Here is a 17,830-nt window from a genome sequence, read left to right as displayed (position 1 = left end):
GGTCTGCGGGCGGGCCGCCCGGCTACACGCGGGACTCGCGGCGCCGGCGGACGTTGTCGGCGAAGACGGCGACGAGGATGACGACGCCGACGGCGACCTTCTGCCACTCCTGCGGGATCGCCATGATCTGCAGGCCGTTGTTGAGGGTGGCCATGAGGATGGCGCCGATGATCGTGCCGAGGATCGACGCCCGGCCGCCGGAGAGGGACGTGCCGCCGATCACGACGGCGGCGATCGCCTCGAGCTCGTACCCCAGGCCGAGGGCCGGCTGGGCGGAGTTGAGGCGCGACGCCATGACGACCCCGCCGATCCCGGTGAAGACGCCGGCGAGGACGTAGATCCTGATGAGCCACGCCCGGGTGTTGACGCCGGACATCCTCGTGGCCTCCTCGTTGGACCCGATGGACAGCGCGTAGCGCCCGACGAGCGCCTTGTTGAGCAGGACGCCCGCCAGCACGGCGAGCACGAGGAAGATCAGCACCGCGTTGGGGACGCGGGGGATCAGCGTGCCGAGGGCGATCTGGCCGAAGCCGGGCACCGACGTGAAGTACAGCGGCGTGGCGTCGGAGATGACGAGCGAGAGCCCGGACGCCGCCATCATCATGGCCAGCGTCGCGATGAACGGCGGGATGCCGAGAACGGCGACGTTGAGGCCGTTGACCAGGCCGACGAACGCCCCGAACGCCACGCCGAGCACCACGGCCAGGGGCATGGGGAGCCCGAGGAACGCGTCGGTGGCGAACACGGCCGTCATGACCGAGCACAGCGTCATCGCGGTGCCGACCGAGAGGTCGATGCCACCGGTGGCGATGATGAACGTCGCCCCCAGGGCCAGGATCCCGGTCACCGAGGCCGCCAGCAGGATGCCGAAGACGTTGGAGGTGCTCAGGAAGTTCGGGCTCGCGAGGGCGAAGAAGGCGAAGAGCGCGATGAGGGCGCCGAAGGCGAGGAACTGCTGGAGGCTGACGGAGCGCCGTCGGGCCTCGGGGGTCTCGGACGCCGCCTCGCCGGGCCGCACGGCCGGCGCCGCGGCGCTCACGAGTCCGCTCCCATCGACTCCGTGCTGAAGAGCGTGGCCAACTCCATGATCCTTTCCTGGGTCGCTTCCTCCCGGTCGAGGAAGCCGGTGATCCGGCCCTCGCACATCACCGCGATGCGGTCGGAGAGCCGGAGCACCTCGGGCAGCTCGGAGGAGATGACGATGATCGACTTGCCCTGCCGCACGAGCTCGTTGAGCAGGTTGTAGATCTCGTCCTTGGCGCCCACGTCGATCCCGCGGGTGGGCTCGTCGACGATGAGGACGTCGCAGTCGCGCGTGAGCCACTTGCCGATGATGGTCTTCTGCTGGTTGCCGCCGGAGAGGTTGCGGGCGAGCTGGTGCACCGACGGGGTCTTGATGCGCAGGGCCCTGACCTGCGTGCGGGCCTCCTCGGTGATGCCGCGCTCGCGCACGAAGCCGACCGAGTTGGAGAACCGGCGCAGGGAGGAGAGACCGATGTTGGCGCGGACGGACTGGTCCAGCAGCAGCCCGTAGCGCTTACGGTCCTCGGAGAGATACCCCACGCCGTGGGCGACCGCGTCCGCGGGATTGCGGATGGTGACCTCCCGGCCGCCCACCTTGATCGTGCCGGCCGTGGTCGGGTCCGCGCCGACGACGGCGCGCGCCATCTCCGTCCGCCCGGCGCCCATGAGCCCGGCGAAGCCCAGGATCTCCCCGCGGCGGAGGGTGAAGCTGACGTCCTGCAGCAGGTGCCGGGTGCTCAGCCCCTCGACCTCGAGGACGGGCTCGCCGACCTCCCGTTGCGGCGGCCGGACGTCGGTGGCGATGGAGCGTCCGACCATCATCGAGATGATCTGCGGGATCTCCACGTCGGCGGTCGTGACGGTTCCGACGTACTGACCGTCGCGGATGACGGTGACCCGGTCGGTGATCTCCTTGATCTCCGGCATCCGGTGGGAGATGTAGATGATGCCGGTCTCGGGGGTCACGAAGTCGCGGATGAGCCGGAAGAGGGTCTCGATCTCGGTGTCGGTCAGGGCCGCCGTCGGCTCGTCCATGATGAGGATGCGGGCGTCGAAGGACAGCGCCTTGGCGATCTCGACCATCTGCTGCTGGGCGACGGTGAGGTCGCGGACGCGGCGGGCGGGGTCGATGTCGATCTTCAGCCTGCGCAGCAGGGCGCGGGCGTCACGTTCCTGCTGACGGTCGTCGATGAGCTGGCCGAGGAGGCGGCGCGGTTCCCTGCCCATGTAGATGTTCTGGGCGACGGTCTGGTCCGGGACCAGCTCGAACTCCTGGTGGATGATCGCCAGGCCAGCGGCGAGCGCCTCGTGCGGGTTCGAGATCGTCGACGGCCTGCCGTCGAGAAGCACCTCGCCGCCGGGGTCGGGGTCGTAGATGCCGGCGAGGATCTTCATCAGCGTCGACTTGCCGGCGCCGTTCTCGCCGCAGACACCGAGAATCTCGCCGCGCCGCAGGTCGAGCGAGACGTTCTCCAGGGCCTTGACGCCCGGGAAGGACTTCGACACCGACCGCACCTCGAGCAGCAGGGAGCCGGCCGGGGCGGCAGGGACGGCGGCCGTACCGGCCGGGGCTCCGGCAGTGGCCGGCTCCGGTGCGGCGTGCGCGACGGGCACGGCGTCCTGCCCGGGAGGGTCGGCCACCGGGTCGCGGCCCGGGACCGTGGTCATGACTGCCTCCTGCACGGGGCACCCGCGGGCAGGGGTGCCGCGCCGGGGACGTTGTGGATGTGCACCGTTCTCACCTGCTTCGTCGCTAGGCGGAAATGTGAGCGCTCACAAAATGTAACGCGCGTCACATACCGGGACAAGCGGTCGAGGTCTCGATCTGGTCACGCCCCCCCAGCCGGCCTGGACACCGCCGACCCGCTCGGTGACGACCTGCTCCCCGTACCCCGAACGCGCGTACGCGGCCACGGGGTCCGCCTCCAGCCCCTGCTCGGCACGCAGCTGTGCGAGCAACGGCCGCACGTCGGTGTTGTAGGCGTCCATGAGCACGGCGTTCGCTCCGAGCACGTCGCCGGAGGCCTGGGCGGACCGGAGGGCGTCGCGGTCCACGAGCAGCGCCTTCGCCGTCGCCTCCTGGACGTTCATCACCGAGCGGATCTGGGCGGGGATCTTCGGCTCGATGTTGTGGCACTGGTCGAGCATGAAGTTCACCCCGGCCTCGGGGCGCAGGGCGTCGGCGGCGACGATCTCGTTCATGATCCGGAAGAGCTGGAACGGGTCGGCCGCGCCGACCATGAGGTCGTCGTCGGCGTAGAAGCGCGAGTTGAAGTCGAACGCCCCGAGGCGCCCGACCCGCAGCAGCTGCGCGACGATGAACTCGATGTTGGTGCCCGGCGCGTGGTGGCCGGTGTCCAGGACCACCATCGCACGCTCCCCCAGGGCGAGGCAGTGCAGGAGCGAGGTGCCCCAGTCGGGGATGTCGGTGGCGTAGAACGCCGGCTCGAAGAACTTGTACTCGAGGATCAGCCGGTGCTCCGGGCCGAGCGCGGCGTAGATCTCCGCCAGCCCCTCGGCGAGTCGCTCCTGGCGGGCGCGCAGGTCGTCCTGGCCCGGGTAGTTCAGCCCGTCGGCGAGCCAGATCTTCAGGTCCCGCGACCCGGTCTCCCGCATGATCTCGACACACCGCAGGTGGTGCTCGACGGCCTTGCGCCGCACCCGGGCGTCGGGGTTGCACAGGGAGCCGAGCATGTAGTCGTCGTCCTGGAAGACGTTGGAGTTGATCGCGCCGAGACTCACCCCCAGCTCGGCGGCGTGCCGGCGCAGACCGGCGTAGTCGTCCACCAGGTCCCAGGGGATGTGGAGGGAGACCCGCGGGGCGACGCCGGTCCAGCGGTGGACCTGGGCGGCGTCGGCGACCTTCTCGTACGGGTCCCGCGGGACACCCGGCTGTCCGAACACCTTGAACCGCGTGCCGGAGTTGGCGAACGCCCAGGACGGCAGCTCGATGGTCTGCGCGGCGAGGGCAGGGCGCGGGTCGGGGGCGGTCATCGTTCTCCTTCGTGGGCGTGCCCGCCGGCCGGGCGGACAGAGTCTGCTGCGGCGGCGCGGTCGGCGTCCGGCGCCACCGCGGCGAGCTGGTCCTGGAGGTGGAAGACCTCCTCGAGGGGCACGAACGACTCGTCCGGCCGGCCGGACCCGGCGTTGACGAAGTACCGGGACATCTCGGTCTGCCACCGGGCGTTGACGTCGGTGCCTGCCACGGCGGCCCGGGCCGCGGCGAAGTCTTCCGTCTCGAGGTAACCGACGAGCGTGCCGTCGTCGGCCAGGAACAGCGAGTAGTTGCCCCACCCGGCCGACTCGAGCGCGCGCAGCATCTCCGGCCAGACGGCCGCGTGCCGCTCGCGGTACTCGTCGGCCAGCTCGGGCCGGATGCGGGCCAGGAAGCAGATCCGCTGCATACGTTGGCCTTTCGTGAGTTTCCGGGCTTGGGATGCCGGACGCCGGGACGACGGCGGTAGTTCCGCCGTCGTCCCGCGACCGCGGCCCGGTGGCCTGGCTCCCATGGAGCCCGGAGTCTTGGCAGCCCGTCGGGCAGGTGCCGGAGCGAGCCGATGACTTCTCCACCACGAGATGACGCCTCGCGGAGGAGATGACATCTCGCGGAGGAGATGACGCCTCGCGGAGGAGATGACGTCTCGCGGAGGAGATGACGTCTCGCGGAGGAGATGACGCCTCGCGGAGGAGATGACGTCTCGTCAGAAGTCGAAGTCGTCGATGTTGTCGGCGTTGAACCGCGTGGGCGGGCCGAGGACGATCACGCCGTCGGGGCCGATCTCGTACTCGCCGAGCTCGCCCGCCTCGAACGTCTCGCCCTCCTCGCCCGTGATCATCCCCGAGGCCATCGCCGCACCGGTGTAGGCGGCCAGCTGCCCCAGCGCGCCGGGGTCCCACAGGGCGAACTCGGTGACGGTGCCGTCCTTGACGAACTCGCGCATCTGGTTCGGCGTGCCGAGCCCGGTCAGCATGACCTGCCCCTTGTAGTCGGAGCCCTGGAGGTACCGTGCGGCCGCGGCGATGCCGACGGTGGTGGGCGCGATGATCGCCTTCACGTCGGGATTGGCCTGGAGGAGCCCCTGGGTCTCGGAGAAGGACTTCTCGTCCTCGTCGTCGCCGTAGACGGTCGCGACGAGCTCGATGTCGGCGTAGTCGGGGTTGCTCGCCAGCTCCTCCTCGATGACCGCGATCCAGGCGTTCTGGTTCGTGGCGTTCGCCGTGGCGGAGAGGATGGCGATCTGGCCGGAGCCGCCGATCTGCTCCGACGCCATCTCGATGAGCGTCCTGCCCACCTCCTCGCCGTCCACCTGAGAGACGAAGACGTCGCGGCAGGAGGGGTCGACGTCGGAGTCGAACGTGACGACGGCGGTGTCCCCCGCCATCGCCTGCTCGAGGGAGGAGCACAGCGCGTTCGGGTCGTTGGCGGAGAGCAGGACCGCGTCGACCGCCTGCTGGGTGAGGGTGTTGATGTAGCTGACCTGCGAGGAGGCCGAGGCGTCGGAGGGGCCGGTGTACTCGTAGGTACCCTGCAGCTCCTCGACCACCTGCTGCGCACCCTCGGACGACACCTCGAAGTAGGGGTTGTTGACCTGCTTGGGCAGCATGGTGATGGCGAGGCCCTCCTCGAACTCGGTGGCCCCGCCGCCTGTCGCACCGCCGGTCGCCGGTGCGGGACGGCCGGCGGTCGGCTCCTCGTCCGCAGAGTCCTGCGTGGTGCCGCCGCAGGCGGCGAGGGTCAGGGCGAGCCCCATGGCGAGGGCCGCGGCGGTCGTCCGTGAGCGTCGTTGCTGGCGGAGAGACATGGTGGGTCCTTATCTGCCGTGCCGCCGGCGGCGGCGTGGTGGTCCGGGGTGGTGCGGGGTCTAGGGGCCGGCCGGCACCTCCTCCCCCGCCGGCTCCGCGGCGACCGCACGGGCCCGCCGTCGCCGGGCAGCGCGCAGCCGTACGGCCGCGGTGACGTTGGGGATGAGCACGGAGACGATGAGCAGGAGGCCGGTGACCACGGTGAGCGCCTCGGTCGAGACCCGCTGCAGCCGGAGGGCGTTCTGCACCGAGCCGAGGAGGACGACGCCGGCCAGGACGCCGGGCAGGGTTCCCCGCCCTCCGAAGATGGAGACGCCGCCGAGCAGGACCGCGGCCACGACCGTCAGCTCGAGGCCGACGGCGTTGTCCGCGCGGGCCGAGGAGTAGCGCAGCGTCCAGTACACGCCGGCCAGGCCCGCGACCGCGCCGGAGGTGACGTAGAGCCAGAAGCGGGTCCGGCCGACCCGGATCCCGGCGTAGCGGGCGGCGGTCTCGTTGGCGCCGATCGCGAAGACCGACCGCCCCACCGGGGTGGCGTGCAGGACGACGCCGAAGATCACCGTGAGGATCAGCAGCGGCACCAGCACGTTGGGTACCCCGCCGCCACCCACGGTGCCGATCACCCAGCCGGTGAAGCTGCGCGGGAAGTCCGCGACGGCGGTGTCGCCGAGGAGGACGAACGCCAGCCCGCGGTAGAGCGCCAGGGTGCCGATGGTGACGGCCAGCGCGGGCAGGCCGAGGGCGGTGATGAAGAGCCCGTTGACGGCTCCGAGCACGGCCCCGACCACCACGACGAGTGGGATGATCGTCTCCAGCGGCAGCCCGCCGTTCCACATCACGCCCATCGCGGCGCTGGTCAGGCCCACCATGCTGGCGATCGACAGGTCGATCTGGCCGGTGATGATGATCAGGGTCGTGGGCAGGGCCAGCAGCAGGATCGGCGCGAGGTCGAGGACGAGGAAGCCGAAGTTCCGCGCGGTGCCGAAGTGCTCGGTCCCGACCGAGGCCACGACGAGGAACAGCACCGTCACCACGATGATCGCGGTGTCCCAGCCGAGGGTCGGCCTGAAGGCGAGGCGCTCCTCGCGTCCGACGTCGGGCGAGTTCTTCTGGTCAACGGACACGGGAGGAGCTCCTCCTCAGCGAGGCGGCCAGGCGCAGGGAGACCAGGCGGTCGAGGCCGATCGCACCGATGATGAGCGCGCCGACGATGGCGCGCTGCCAGAACTGGTCGATGCCGAGCGCGGGCAGGGCGTTGTTGATGACGGTGAGGATGAGCGCGCCCAGCGCGGCGCCGAACACGGTGCCGGACCCGCCGAAGATGGCCACCCCGCCGACGACGGCGGCCGCGACGATGTCGAGCTCGAGCCCGCTGCCGGCGGAGGCGTCGACCGTGCCGAAGCGGGCGGCGTAGAGGACGCCGCCCAGGCCCGCGATCGCGCCCGCGGCGACGTAGGCCCACATGAGCCGGCGGGTGATCGGAATGCCGGCGAGCGCCGCGGCCTCGGGGTTCGAGCCGATGGCGTAGAGGTCGCGCCCGGCCCGGTAGCGGGCCAGGTAGACGCCGGCGACCACGAGCACCACCAGCGCGACGAGCATGAGGTACGGGACACCGAGGACCCGCCCGGTGCCCAGCGCGAGGAAGCCGCGGGGCATGTCGCCGGCGTTGATGCGCGAGCCGCCCGCCCAGAAGTACACGAGCCCGCGGAAGACGTAGAGGGTCCCGAGCGTGGCGACCAGCGGCGGCACCTTGCCCAGGGCGACGAGCGAACCGTTCACGACGCCGCAAGCCGCCCCGATCGCGATCCCGACGACAGCGCCGGCGACCACGGGCAGTCCCGGGTTCGTGCTGAGCACCGTGGCGGTGCCGAACGCGGACAGCCCCAGCACCGATCCCATGGACAGGTCGATGCCCTTGGTGAGGATGACGAGGGTCATGCCGGTGGCCAGCAGCACCGTGAGAGCGGCGGCGAGAAGGAGGTCGCGCAGGCTCTGCGGCGAGAGAAAACGGGGGTTGGCGACCGCGGTCCCCACCACCAGGACGACGAGCACGAGCACCAGCCCGGCCGCCCGGAACTGGCGGCTGAGGGCGAGGAACCGCGAGCCGGCCTGGGCGGTCGTCGCCGGCTCGGCGGGCCGGGACTGCACGGACGTCACGCGGTCACCTCCTGCCGGGTGGCGGCCCGGATCACCGACTCCTCGGTCGCCTCGGTCCGGGGGATGTCGGCGGTCAGCCGCCCCTCGCGCATCACGAGGATCCGGTCCGCCATGCCCAGGACCTCGGGAAGCTCGGAGGAGACCATGAGGACGGCGACGCCCCGGGCCGCGAGCTCGGACATGAACCGGTGCACCTCGGCCTTGGTGCCGACGTCGATGCCGCGGGTCGGCTCGTCGACGATGAGCAGCCGCGGGTCGGTGCCGAGCCACTTCGCCAGCACGACCTTCTGCTGGTTGCCGCCCGAGAGCGTGGCGACGGCGTCCGTGAGCCGGCCGTACTTCGTGCGCAGCAGCTCGGTCCACCGTCTCGCCTCGACCCGCTCGGTGCGGCCGGTCAGCAGGCCGAACCGCGCGAGCTGGCGGGTGCGGTTCAGGGTGGTGTTGCGCACGACCGACATGTCCATCACCAGGCCCTGCTGGCGGCGGTCCTCGGGGACGAGCGCGACGCCCGCCGCCATGGCGGCCCGGGGTCGGTGCGGCGGGAGCTCGCGGCCGTCGACGCGCACCGTCCCGCCCTCGCGGGGGTCGACCCCGAAGACGGACTGGACGACCTCGGTGCGTCCGGCGCCCACGAGCCCGGCGAGGGCGACGATCTCGCCGGCGCGGACGGTGAAGCTCACGTCGGAGAACACCCCGGCCCGGCTGATGCCGTCGACCTCGAGGACCACCTGGCCCGGCTCGACGTCCTTCTTCGGGAACAGCGCGGACAGCTCGCGGCCGACCATCCGGCGCACCATCTCGTCCACGGTGATCTCGTCGACCAGGTGGGAGGAGACGAAGGCGCCGTCGCGCAGGATGGTGACCCGGCGGCACAGGGCCTCGATCTCGTCGAACCGGTGGGAGATGAAAAGAACCGCAGCGCCGTCGTCCCGCAGAGCCCGCACGACGGTGAAGAGCCGCTCCACCTCGACGCCCGAGAGCGCCGCGGTCGGCTCGTCCATGACCAGGATCCGGGCGCCGCGGGAGATGGCCTTGGCGATCTCGACGATCTGCTGGTCGGCGATGGACAGGCCCTGGGCCAGGCGGTCCGGGGCGATCGGGACGGCGAGCCGGGCGAAGAGCTCGGCGGCCTCGCGGTGCATGGCGCGCCGGTCGATGGCGCGGGCGCGGCCGAGGGGCTGGCGGCCGATGTAGATGTTCTCGGCGACGGTGAGGTCCGGGAAGAGGGTCGGCTCCTGGTAGATGACGGCGATGCCGGCCGCCATCGCGTCGGCCGTCGAGGTGAGGTCGACGGGGCTGCCGTCGATGAGCACGCGGCCGCCGTCGGGCCGGTGGACGCCCGCCAGCACCTTGATGAGGGTGGACTTCCCGGCACCGTTCTCCCCCACCAGGCCGTGCACCTCGCCGGGGTAGAGCTCCAGGTGAACACCGCGCAGCGCACGGATCGCGCCGAAAGACTTCGAGACCTCCTCCAGCGCGACCACGGGCCGGCCCGGCGCCGCCGCCTCGCCCGTCTGCGCGGTCGCGTGGTCCGGCCCCGCACCGCCCGGCGGCACTGCGCCCGCCCCGTCACGGCGTCCGTGCCCACCGAGGCGCCCGGCCCCTCCGCCCCCCGCGGCGCGCGCGACGGCGGCCTCCCGATCCGCCCGTCCGGGCCTCAGATCGTGGCCGGTCCCGCCGTCGGCAGCGTCGGTGGCGTGGTCGGACAACGTCGTCCTCCGATGAATCGTTTCAACGTGCGGCAGAAACTACCCACCACTCGCCCGGCGGTCAACGACTTCGCGGGTCACGTTTGGGTCACCGGCCCGCCATGCTCGCCCACCTCCTCGACCGCCGCCCCGGACCGCACACTCGGGCGCCAAGGACCGGCGATTCGGCGAGGAACGGGCCGAAAAGCCGTCGGCACGGCAGCGTTGACGCCGCCGTCGCCACCACTGTCCGCCGTCCGCACACCTCCCGGCGCCACTCCGGCGGCACCGACCGGGACACCCCGGCCACCGGGCCTGAAACGTTTCAGCGTCGAGGTCCGCCGCCGCTAGACTCCGTCGGCAGCGACCCGTAGGACGAAGGAGCGACCCGCAGGACGGAGGGACGATGCCACCGAGGAGCCGGACGGGCCGGCGGGCGTCGATCACCGACGTCGCCCGCCTTGCGGGAGTGTCGGCCGGGACCGTGTCGAACGTGCTCAACCACCCCGAACAGGTCTCCGAGCGGACCCGGGCCCGGGTGCTCGACGCCATCGAGCAGCTGTCGTTCGTGCGCAACGCCTCGGCCCGTCAGCTCCGCGAGGGCCGCTCGCGCACCGTGGGGGCGGTCGTCCTCGACGTCGCCAACCCGTTCTTCACGGCAACCGCTCGTGGCATCGAGGACCGCCTGGGCCAGGACGACCTCGTGCTCATGCTCGCCAGCTCCGACGAGAACCCCGAGCGGGAGGCCCGGTTCGTCCGCCAGTTCGTCGAGCACGGGGTGCGCGGCCTGCTCGTCACCCCCTCACGAGCGACCCTCGACTCCCTCCTGCGGGTCCGGGAGCGCGGCACCGACGTGGTGCTCGTCGACCACACCAGCCCCTTCCCCCGGCATCTCGTCGGTGGCCGTCGACGACGTCCGCGGAGCGGCCCTGGCCGCCGCCCACCTCCTCGACCTGGGGCACGAGCGGATCGCGTTCCTCAACGGCCCGGCGACCATCCGGCAGTGCGCCGACCGCCGGCAGGGCGTGGTCGGAGCGCTCGTGGCCGCTGGTCAGGACCCGGGCCGCGCGCTCGTCGAGGTGGCGCTGGAGTCCCTCAACGCCGACGGCGGGGCCCGGGCGACGGCCGCGCTCCTCGACCGGCCGGGGCCGCTGCCCACGGCCATCTTCTGCGTCAACGACCTCACCGCGCTGGGCGCGCTGCGGGTGCTGCGGGAGGCGGACCTCCCCGTCCCCCGCGCGATGGCCGTCGTGGGCTACGACGACGTGAACTTCGCCGCCGAGCTCGCCGTGCCGCTCACCTCCGTCCGGCAGCCCAGCCACGAGATCGGGTGGCGCGCCGCGGACCTGCTGCTCGGTACCGGCGAGCCGGAGCAGGTGCTCTTCCAGCCCGAGCTCGTGGTACGGGCCTCCTCCGCCGGCTGAGCGGCGGCCCCCTCACCCTCCCCTCACCCCCGTGCCCCAGGGTGCTGCGAGGAGGGGGGCCGATCGGGTTGTGGGCCCCCCGGAGGCGCTCCTACCGTCGGAGGGGAACCCAGCGACGAGCGAGGGAGCGCGCCGTGGTCCTCTCAGTGCGTACCGCCACCGTCCGCGGCGCCGCCCTGGCGACGCTCCCGCTGCTGCTCGCGGCCGCCCTCGCGCCCGCCGCGCTCGCCTCCCCCGGCGACGACGCCGCCCTCCTCACCGCCCGGTGACGGGCAGGCCGGCACCAGCGAGGTGGCCGACTACGTCGTCGTCCTGCGCGACGGGACGAGCGACGGCACGGTGGCCACGCAGGCGGAGCGCCACGACGCCGAGCTGGCCCACGCCGGCATCCGGGTGGTGGCCGTCGCCCCCGGCACCACCGACACCGGGATCCACGCCGCGGCGGGCGATCCCGACCGGCCCCGCCGGGTGGCGGCCCGCGTGCCGCTGGGCCGGGTCGCCAGCCCGGAGGAGATCGCCCGGGTCGTGATGTTCGCGCTCTCGCCCGAGGCCTCCTACCTGACCGCCACGACCATCACCGCAGGGGGAGGGCTGTGAGGCAGGCCGCTACGCGCGCACCGCACCCGTCACCAGAGCCGCGCTGCGGGCACGCCGGCGGATGCCGTCGACCACCAGCTCCGCGTCGTGCGGGACCCCGACGACGTTGTGCGAGCCGAACCGGTACTGGAACAGCTGGCCGAGCACGTACAGCCCCGGCTGCCCGACGACGGCGCCGCGGTCGTTCGGCAGGGGGCCGGACGCGTCGAGCCCCGGCAGGTCGATCCACTCGAAGCCGGGACGGAAGCCGGTCGCCCACACGACGTTCGTGACGTCGAGGACCTCGCCGTCGGCGGTCTGCGGCAGCCCGCCGACCACCCCGGTGACCCGCGGTGCGCGGCGCACGCCGGCGTCGTCGAGGTCCTGCGGCTTGACCCGGATGAGCGGACCGCTGTGCCCGGAGAGCATCTTGGCCCGAGACCGCCGGCCGGGCGGGGTGTTCTGGGTGAGGATGTACGTCCACGCGAACGTCAGCACCGGGAAGACGACGTGGAACGCCGGCGACTCGATGCGCATCGGAAGGTGCCCGGGGTGCCGGCCGGCGAGCACCACCGGGTGCGTCGGTGCGACGTCGAGGGCGATGTCCGCCCCGGAGTTGCCGGCGCCGACGACGGCGACCGGTCCCGGCTGCAGCTGGGCCGGGTTGCGGTAGTCGCCCGAGTGCAGCTGCACGACCGCGGGGGAGAGCTTCCCGGCGAACGACGGCACGTGGGGGACGCGCTCCGCCCCGGTGGCGAGCACGACGTTGTCGGCCTCGAACACCTCGGGGCCCGCGGTGACCGTGTAGCGGTCGCCCTCGCGGAACAGCCCGTCCACGTGCACGCCGGTGCGGACGTCCATGCCGAAGCGCTCCGCGTACGCGGCGAGGTAGGCGGCCATCCGCGCGCCGCTGGGGAAGCGATCCTCCCGGGGGAAGGGCATGCCGGGCAGCCCGTCGCCCGTCGCCGGGGTGAACAGGCGCATCGTGTCCCAGCGGTGGTTCCACGACCCGCCGACCTTCTCGTCCGCCTCGAGGATCATGAACGGCAGCCCGTGCCGGGCGAGGTGGTACCCGACGGCGAGACCCGCCTGGCCGGCACCGATGACGATCGTGCGGTTCATGATCGGCTCCTTCGTCTTGTTCCGACGAAGGTGACGCTACGGAGCGGCGCACCTCGGCCGCGTCGGTGAGACCACCCATTCACAGCCTCGCCCGGACATGGGTACCGGCGGCTGTGGCCCGGGAGAGCGCGCAGGCGCAGGGCGGTCGGTGCCGTGGGCTCAGACCAGGTGCCACTCGGCCGCGCGGGCGGTGGCGGCGGCGCGGCTGGTGACGCCGAGCTTGGTGAGGATGCTGCTCACGTGCCGGTCGACGGTGCGCTCGCTGATGTACAGCTCGCCCGCGATGGCGCGGTTCGTCGCCCCGGTCGCGACGAGCCGCAGCACCTCGACCTCGCGCGCGCTCAGCGTCCGCCGGGCCGGGCGGTCGAGGGCCGGCGGCGCGCTCGACGAGCGCGCGGTACTCGACGAGCCCCTGCCGCACGGCGTCGCCGAAGGTGGTGGCCTCCGGCGCCGGACGACGCGGACGCGGGTCGCCTCGTCGAGGCCGGCCCCGGCGACGGCGTCGTGGACGGGCACCCCCGTGCCGAGGTCCTTCCCCGGGAGCCCCGACGTCGACGACGAGGACGACGTCGGGCAGGTGCGTCTGGGCTGCGATCGCGGCGAGTGTGCGCTGGAGGTAGACGGAGACTCCTGCGCTGACCACCACGGCGAGCGTGGAGGGCCTGAGGGGGGTGGGGTGCGTGGCCGCCATGAAGAACGGGCGGCAGCGTCAGACTGCGCGGCGCTTGAGCTTGCGACGCTCGCGCTCGGACAGGCCGCCCCAGATGCCGAACCGCTCGTCGTTCTCGAGCGCGTACTCGAGGCACTCGGCGCGCACCTCGCAGGAGGTGCAGACCCGCTTGGCCTCGCGGGTGGAACCGCCCTTCTCGGGGAAGAACGCCTCGGGGTCGGTCTGCGCGCACAGGGCGTGGTCCTGCCAGGCGAGAGCCCCCTCCTCGGGGCCGTCCAGGTCCACGAGCCGCAGGACGTCGGCGCCGCCCTGCGGGGTCTCCGCCGGCATGCCGAAGGTCAGCGGACCATCACCGAGAATGTTCCACACGGCACTTCCCCTCTCCTTCAGCGGACCAGACCCCTGAATTACACGCGTGTCATCCCCGTTCGTCAAGCGGAACGGTGCTATATCAGCGCTCGAAATCTCACCCGTGTGGTTCCGGGCGGCGTGTCGCCCGGCGTGTCGCGGAGCCGGCGGGGGAACCGGCGCGAACCGCCGAGATGGTGCGTGACCGCGGCCGCCCGCTCGGGGAGCCGGCCCGTACTCTCAGGACCATGACGCATCCCGACACCCTCCCCGGCCGGCTCCTGGAAGCGTTCGCCCGCGACGGCGCCTCCCCCAGGCTCACCTGGTACGGGGCCGACGGCGAGCGCACCGAGCTGTCCGGGCGGGTGCTCGCGAACTGGGTGACGAAGGCGGCGAACCTCCTGGTCGAGGAGGCCGACGCCGAGCCCGGCACCACCGTGGTGCTGGACCTGCCGGTCCACTGGCGCACCCTGGTGTGGGCGCTGGCGTCGTGGACCACGGGCGCGCGCGTGGTCCTGCCCGACGAGGAGCTCGACGAGGTCGACGTCGTCGTCACCACCGACCCGGGGACCGCGCCGGGTGCGGAGGGGGCCGACCTGGTCCTCGCCGTCGCCCTGCCGGCGCTGGCGATGTCCTGGGACGGGCCCGAGCTGCCGAACGAGGTGATCGACGCGGCCGCCGAGCTGATGAGCTACGGCGACCAGCTCGGTTACGTCTCCGAGCCGGAGGACGACGACGTCGCGCTCGTGGGCGCGGGACTGGAGGCGACGTTCGGCGAGCTCGCCGACTGGGCGCGAGGCACGCTCGAGCTCGGCAGGCCCTCCGGCCCGGACGAGGACGACGACGAGCCGGAGCCCGTCCGGGCGCTCGTCTCGCCCCGCGACCTCGCAGGGCTGCTGGAGCAGGCGCTCGCCGTGTGGCGGGCGGGTGGGTCGCTGGTGCTCGCCGAGCCCGGGACGGACGGCGGGGTGCTCGATCGGATCGCCGCCGAGGAGCGGGTGGACCTGCGCTGGTAAGCGGCTCAGAACTCCCACTTCCAGCCGGTCGTCCCCTCCGGGGCGTAGACGACCGTACCGTGGGTGCTCGCGGAGTCCAGCACGACCTTGCCGCTGACCGTCTCGCCGAGGTCGACGAACGGAGGGAGGAGGGCGGCGTCGTCGAGGCACGCCCACGACGCGTCCGTGGCCACGATCTTCTGCGCCCGCCCGTCGGGGGCGGTGATGCCGAAGATGTCCGGCGTCAGCGCGGTGTAGACGTCCCCCGGAGTCCCTGCCTCGACCGGAGGGGCCTGGCCGCCCGGGGCTGCGGCGGCGTCCGGCGTCGTGAGGCTCGCCGTGACGTCGAGGATCACGAAGGTCTCGACCGGCTCGGCCTGGACGCCCCTCGCGGTGCACGACGCCGTCGCCTCGAGCGAACCCACCGTCAGGGACAGGACAGCCCCACCGGCGCCGGCCACCTCGTGACGGATCGTCGCGCCGGTCGGGACGACGGTCGTGCCGCCGGGGCCCCACCGCCCGCCCCCGGAGGGTCACCGCGGGCCCCTGGACGGCGCCCGCGGCTCTCGGCCCGACGAGTCCGCCGAGCACCTGACGGCCGGACATTCGGCGACCGGGCACCCGGCGGCCGACGACGAACGCCCGTCGCCCGAGCACCTGACGCCCCGCGAGCGCGAGGTTCTGGGCCTGCTCCTGCAGCGGCTGACGAACGCCGAGATCGCAGACGAGCTGCACCTGGGGCTGCCCACGGTCAAGACCCACGTCAGCGCCGTGCTGCGCAAGCTGCGGCTGACCCGTCGGCTGGACCTGTTCCGCGACGTCGCACGAGGGAACCACCGTGCCACGCCGACGACGCCCTAGGTGCTCGTCCACGCTCGGGACGCGCACCTGACGCATTCACGCGAGGCGCGGGCCGGCGTCGTGCGGGACCGTCGCCGGTACCGGTGAGCGCGGCCGGGCGGTGGAGGCGCGGGTCCGGGGAGCGGCCGAGCGGTGGCCGCGCCGACGCCACCGCCCGGCCGGTCCGTGGCCCCGGGTCGTCAGTGCGGGACGGGCTGGACCACCGCGGCGCTCCCGCCGTGGAACCGGGTCGGTTCGGCGGCCGCCAGCAGCCCGCCGTCGCCGAGGAACTGCACGCCGTTGACGTTGCCGACGGGGTCGGCGGCGGGGGTGGGCAGCTTGTGCCCGTAGGCCTTCAGCGCCTCCTGCGTCGCCGCGGGCAGGGTCGCCTCGAAGTTGGTGTTCTCGCCGTTGATGTTGCCGAGCCGCGGTGCGGCGATGGCGTCGGGCAGGTCCATGTCCAGGTCGATGAGGTTGACGGCCACCTGCGTCACGGTGGTGATGATGGTCGCCCCGCCCGGCGTCCCGTACGCGGCGAACGGCTCGCCGTCCGGGCCGAGGATTATCGTCGGGCTGATGCTCGAGCGCGGCCGTTTCCCGCCGTCGGGCGAGTTCGCCAGGCCGGGCTCGGTGGCGAAGTCGGTCAGCTCGTTGTTGAGCAGGAACCCGTACCCGTCGACGGCGATCCCGCTGCCGCCGATCTGCTCGATGGAGAAGGTGAGGGCGACGATGTTGCCCCACCGGTCCGTCGTCGTCAGGTGCGTGGTGGAGCCCGTGGCCGCGACGGCGGAGGCGAGGACGACGCCGTCGTCCGCGGCGCCGTCGGGGTCGCCGGCGGGCAGGGGCTTCGGCGTCGCCGCGAACGGCTCGAGGATCAGCTCGCGGCGCTCGTCCGCGAAGTCCTGCGAGAGCAGACCCTCGACGGGCACGTCGACGAAGTCCGGGTCGCCGAGGTACTCGCCCCGGTCGGCGAACGCGAGCGCCTCGGCCTCGATGAGCAGGTGCAGCACGTCGGCCTCGGGCAGCTCGGAGAGCTCGTAGCCCTCGAGGATGTTCAGCGCCTCGCCCACGGTGGTGCCGCCGGACGACGGCGGACCCATCCCGAACACCGTGTGGTCGCGGTAGTCGACCGCGGTGGGGTCGCGCCACCTGGCCTCGTACTCGTCGAGGTCGTCGAGCTCCATCAGCCCGGGCCGGACTTTGCGCTCGGCGCCGGCGACCACCGGTGGGTGCTGGACGGTGTCCACGATCGCCTCGGCGACCTCGCCCTCGTAGAACGCGTCCGCCCCGCCCTGGCTGATGAGCTTGTAGGTCCGGGCGAGGTCGGGGTTGCGGAAGACGGTGCCGGCGGCCGGTGCCGCGCCGTCGACGAGGAACGTCTCCCGGGTGGAGGTGAAGTCGGCGAAGATCTCCAGGTTGTCGCGGGTCCGCTCCTCGTACTCGGCGTCGACGACGAACCCGCGCTCGGCCACCACGCGTGCCGGCTGCAGGAGCCTGTGCAGCGGCACGGTGCCGTACTCCTCCAGCGCCAGCTCCCACCCGGCGACGAGACCTGGCACGCCCTGGGAGAGGCCGGAGACCCGCCGCTCGGCGAACGGGATCTCCGTGCCGTCCTCGCGGAAGACGGTGGGCGTCGTGGCCGCGGGGGCGGTCTCGCGGGCGTCGATCGAGGTGACCTCGTCGTTCGCGGCGTCGTAGACGAGGAAGAACCCGCCGCCGCCGATGCTGCCGTCGTAGGGCCGGGTCACCCCGAGCATGGCGGACGCGGCGACCGCGGCGTCGACGGCGTTGCCGCCCTTCTGCAGAACCTCCAGGCCCGCACGGGTGGCGTACGGGTCGAGCGAGGTGACCGCGCCGCCGTGGCCGACGGCGGTGGCCTCCTTCTCGGGCGGGTGCGGGAGACCGTTCCCGCCACCCTTCCCGCTCCCGCCCTTCGCCCCGGCGGGGCTCGCCCCGGCCACGAGCGCGGCGACCAGCGTGAGTGCGACGACCAGCAGCGCGAGGATCCGTCCTCGGCGCAGCACGGATCCAGACATGCCCGCTCCCCTCGACGGCACCGCCTCGTCGGCGCGGCGGTGGTGGGCCGACGGTAGCCCCGGGCACCCGCACGGCGGATCAGTCCGGAGGGATGAGGTGGCCGCTCGTGAGAGGTCGCCCGCTCGACGAGGTGAGCAGCCCGCGAGG

General features: G+C 72.9%; 18 protein-coding genes and 1 pseudogene. 6 read left to right on the top strand and 13 right to left on the bottom strand.

From position 1 onward, the window contains the following. Nucleotides 1–22 precede the first annotated feature (22 nt). The 8 genes from DA06_RS10975 to DA06_RS10940 all read right to left on the bottom strand — a co-directional run bounded on the left by DA06_RS10975 (nucleotide 23) and on the right by DA06_RS10940 (nucleotide 9,467). Nucleotides 23–1,039 (bottom strand): ABC transporter permease, encoded by a 1,017-nt coding sequence (locus tag DA06_RS10975; protein ID WP_418607702.1) that lies wholly within the window; start codon nucleotides 1,037–1,039, stop codon nucleotides 23–25. Beyond that, nucleotides 1,036–2,691, bottom strand: coding sequence for a sugar ABC transporter ATP-binding protein (locus tag DA06_RS10970; protein WP_418607701.1), 1,656 nt, complete (start codon nucleotides 2,689–2,691; stop codon nucleotides 1,036–1,038). Before DA06_RS10970 ends, DA06_RS10975 begins: the two co-directional genes overlap by 4 nt. Before the next feature lie 105 nt (nucleotides 2,692–2,796). Beyond that, nucleotides 2,797–4,017: an L-rhamnose isomerase gene (rhaI, locus tag DA06_RS10965; RefSeq protein ID WP_418607700.1), complete on the bottom strand. Its 1,221-nt coding sequence runs from the start codon at nucleotides 4,015–4,017 to the stop codon at nucleotides 2,797–2,799. Then, the gene (locus DA06_RS10960) at nucleotides 4,014–4,427 is read right to left on the bottom strand and encodes an L-rhamnose mutarotase (RefSeq protein WP_418607699.1); all 414 of its coding nucleotides are present in this window, start codon (nucleotides 4,425–4,427) and stop codon (nucleotides 4,014–4,016) included. The genes rhaI and DA06_RS10960 overlap by 4 nt, the downstream gene beginning before the upstream one ends. Nucleotides 4,428–4,724: 297 nt before the next feature. Further along, nucleotides 4,725–5,825 carry a rhamnose ABC transporter substrate-binding protein gene (gene rhaS, locus DA06_RS10955; RefSeq protein ID WP_043499937.1) on the bottom strand — a complete coding sequence of 367 codons (1,101 nt, stop codon included), beginning with the start codon at nucleotides 5,823–5,825 and terminating at the stop codon, nucleotides 4,725–4,727. 60 nt (nucleotides 5,826–5,885) lie between these two features. Continuing rightward, entirely contained in the window at nucleotides 5,886–6,950 is a 1,065-nt protein-coding gene (locus DA06_RS10950; RefSeq protein WP_418607697.1) for an ABC transporter permease, read from the bottom strand. Beyond that, nucleotides 6,940–7,983, bottom strand: a complete 1,044-nt coding sequence (locus DA06_RS10945; protein WP_043499936.1) for an ABC transporter permease — start codon at nucleotides 7,981–7,983, stop codon at nucleotides 6,940–6,942. Before DA06_RS10945 ends, DA06_RS10950 begins: the two co-directional genes overlap by 11 nt. After that, nucleotides 7,980–9,467, bottom strand: coding sequence for a sugar ABC transporter ATP-binding protein (locus DA06_RS10940; RefSeq protein WP_043499941.1), 1,488 nt, complete (start codon nucleotides 9,465–9,467; stop codon nucleotides 7,980–7,982). Before DA06_RS10940 ends, DA06_RS10945 begins: the two co-directional genes overlap by 4 nt. A 610-nt stretch (nucleotides 9,468–10,077) precedes the next feature. On the opposite strand from DA06_RS10940, the pseudogene DA06_RS10935 reads away from it, so the two are divergent. The 4 genes and pseudogenes from DA06_RS10935 to DA06_RS10920 form a co-directional block, all read left to right on the top strand. Further along, nucleotides 10,078–10,488 (top strand): annotated as a pseudogene (locus DA06_RS10935) (LacI family DNA-binding transcriptional regulator); the annotation flags it as partial. 82 nt (nucleotides 10,489–10,570) lie between these two features. Then, nucleotides 10,571–11,095: a substrate-binding domain-containing protein gene (locus tag DA06_RS10930; protein WP_418607694.1), complete on the top strand. Its 525-nt coding sequence runs from the start codon at nucleotides 10,571–10,573 to the stop codon at nucleotides 11,093–11,095. A 134-nt stretch (nucleotides 11,096–11,229) separates the two neighbouring features. Then, the gene (locus DA06_RS10925; RefSeq protein ID WP_418608496.1) at nucleotides 11,230–11,364 is read left to right on the top strand and encodes a hypothetical protein; all 135 of its coding nucleotides are present in this window, start codon (nucleotides 11,230–11,232) and stop codon (nucleotides 11,362–11,364) included. Between the two features lie 22 nt (nucleotides 11,365–11,386). Further along, nucleotides 11,387–11,692 (top strand): SDR family oxidoreductase, encoded by a 306-nt coding sequence (locus DA06_RS10920; RefSeq protein ID WP_418607693.1) that lies wholly within the window; start codon nucleotides 11,387–11,389, stop codon nucleotides 11,690–11,692. A gap of 9 nt (nucleotides 11,693–11,701) precedes the next feature. Here the strand turns inward: DA06_RS10920 and DA06_RS10915 are convergent, their stop codons facing one another. The 3 genes from DA06_RS10915 to DA06_RS10905 all read right to left on the bottom strand — a co-directional run bounded on the left by DA06_RS10915 (nucleotide 11,702) and on the right by DA06_RS10905 (nucleotide 13,832). Then, nucleotides 11,702–12,793 carry an NAD(P)-binding domain-containing protein gene (locus tag DA06_RS10915; protein ID WP_043499932.1) on the bottom strand — a complete coding sequence of 364 codons (1,092 nt, stop codon included), beginning with the start codon at nucleotides 12,791–12,793 and terminating at the stop codon, nucleotides 11,702–11,704. A 159-nt stretch (nucleotides 12,794–12,952) separates the two neighbouring features. Then, nucleotides 12,953–13,309: a helix-turn-helix domain-containing protein gene (locus tag DA06_RS10910; protein ID WP_418607690.1), complete on the bottom strand. Its 357-nt coding sequence runs from the start codon at nucleotides 13,307–13,309 to the stop codon at nucleotides 12,953–12,955. A 193-nt stretch (nucleotides 13,310–13,502) separates the two neighbouring features. Continuing rightward, nucleotides 13,503–13,832, bottom strand: a complete 330-nt coding sequence (locus tag DA06_RS10905; RefSeq protein ID WP_043499921.1) for a WhiB family transcriptional regulator — start codon at nucleotides 13,830–13,832, stop codon at nucleotides 13,503–13,505. 227 nt (nucleotides 13,833–14,059) lie between these two features. On the opposite strand from DA06_RS10905, the gene DA06_RS10900 reads away from it, so the two are divergent. Continuing rightward, nucleotides 14,060–14,827, top strand: a complete 768-nt coding sequence (locus tag DA06_RS10900) for a TIGR03089 family protein (protein WP_052436641.1) — start codon at nucleotides 14,060–14,062, stop codon at nucleotides 14,825–14,827. A 5-nt stretch (nucleotides 14,828–14,832) separates the two neighbouring features. Here DA06_RS10900 and DA06_RS10895 read toward each other — a convergent pair whose 3' ends face one another. Beyond that, on the bottom strand, nucleotides 14,833–15,267 hold the full coding sequence (locus DA06_RS10895) for a hypothetical protein (protein WP_418607689.1): 435 nt from the start codon (nucleotides 15,265–15,267) through the stop codon (nucleotides 14,833–14,835). A 37-nt stretch (nucleotides 15,268–15,304) separates the two neighbouring features. On the opposite strand from DA06_RS10895, the gene DA06_RS10890 reads away from it, so the two are divergent. After that, a complete protein-coding gene (locus tag DA06_RS10890) occupies nucleotides 15,305–15,667 on the top strand; it encodes a response regulator transcription factor (protein ID WP_418607686.1) in 363 nt (120 codons plus the stop codon). Between the two features lie 179 nt (nucleotides 15,668–15,846). Here the strand turns inward: DA06_RS10890 and ggt are convergent, their stop codons facing one another. Beyond that, a complete protein-coding gene (gene ggt, locus DA06_RS10885; protein WP_043499913.1) occupies nucleotides 15,847–17,682 on the bottom strand; it encodes a gamma-glutamyltransferase in 1,836 nt (611 codons plus the stop codon). Nucleotides 17,683–17,830 lie beyond the last annotated feature (148 nt).

Source organism: Georgenia sp. SUBG003, assembly GCF_000715355.2.
GTDB lineage: Bacteria > Actinomycetota > Actinomycetes > Actinomycetales > Actinomycetaceae > Georgenia.
Note: the sequence above shows the minus strand (reverse complement) of the source record. Positions and strands in the feature narration are given on the sequence as shown.

What these genes read in the sequence shown, in the direction of transcription:
- DA06_RS10970 (WP_418607701.1), bottom strand. Translation starts at nt 2,691, where the DNA reads ATGACCACGGTCCCGGGCCGCGACCCGGTGGCCGACCCTCCCGGGCAG.
- rhaI (WP_418607700.1), bottom strand. Translation starts at nt 4,017, where the DNA reads ATGACCGCCCCCGACCCGCGCCCTGCCCTCGCCGCGCAGACCATCGAG.
- DA06_RS10960 (WP_418607699.1), bottom strand. Translation starts at nt 4,427, where the DNA reads ATGCAGCGGATCTGCTTCCTGGCCCGCATCCGGCCCGAGCTGGCCGAC.
- rhaS (WP_043499937.1), bottom strand. Translation starts at nt 5,825, where the DNA reads ATGTCTCTCCGCCAGCAACGACGCTCACGGACGACCGCCGCGGCCCTC.
- DA06_RS10915 (WP_043499932.1), bottom strand. Translation starts at nt 12,793, where the DNA reads ATGAACCGCACGATCGTCATCGGTGCCGGCCAGGCGGGTCTCGCCGTC.
- DA06_RS10900 (WP_052436641.1), top strand. Translation starts at nt 14,060, where the DNA reads ATGACGCATCCCGACACCCTCCCCGGCCGGCTCCTGGAAGCGTTCGCC.
- ggt (WP_043499913.1), bottom strand. Translation starts at nt 17,682, where the DNA reads ATGTCTGGATCCGTGCTGCGCCGAGGACGGATCCTCGCGCTGCTGGTC.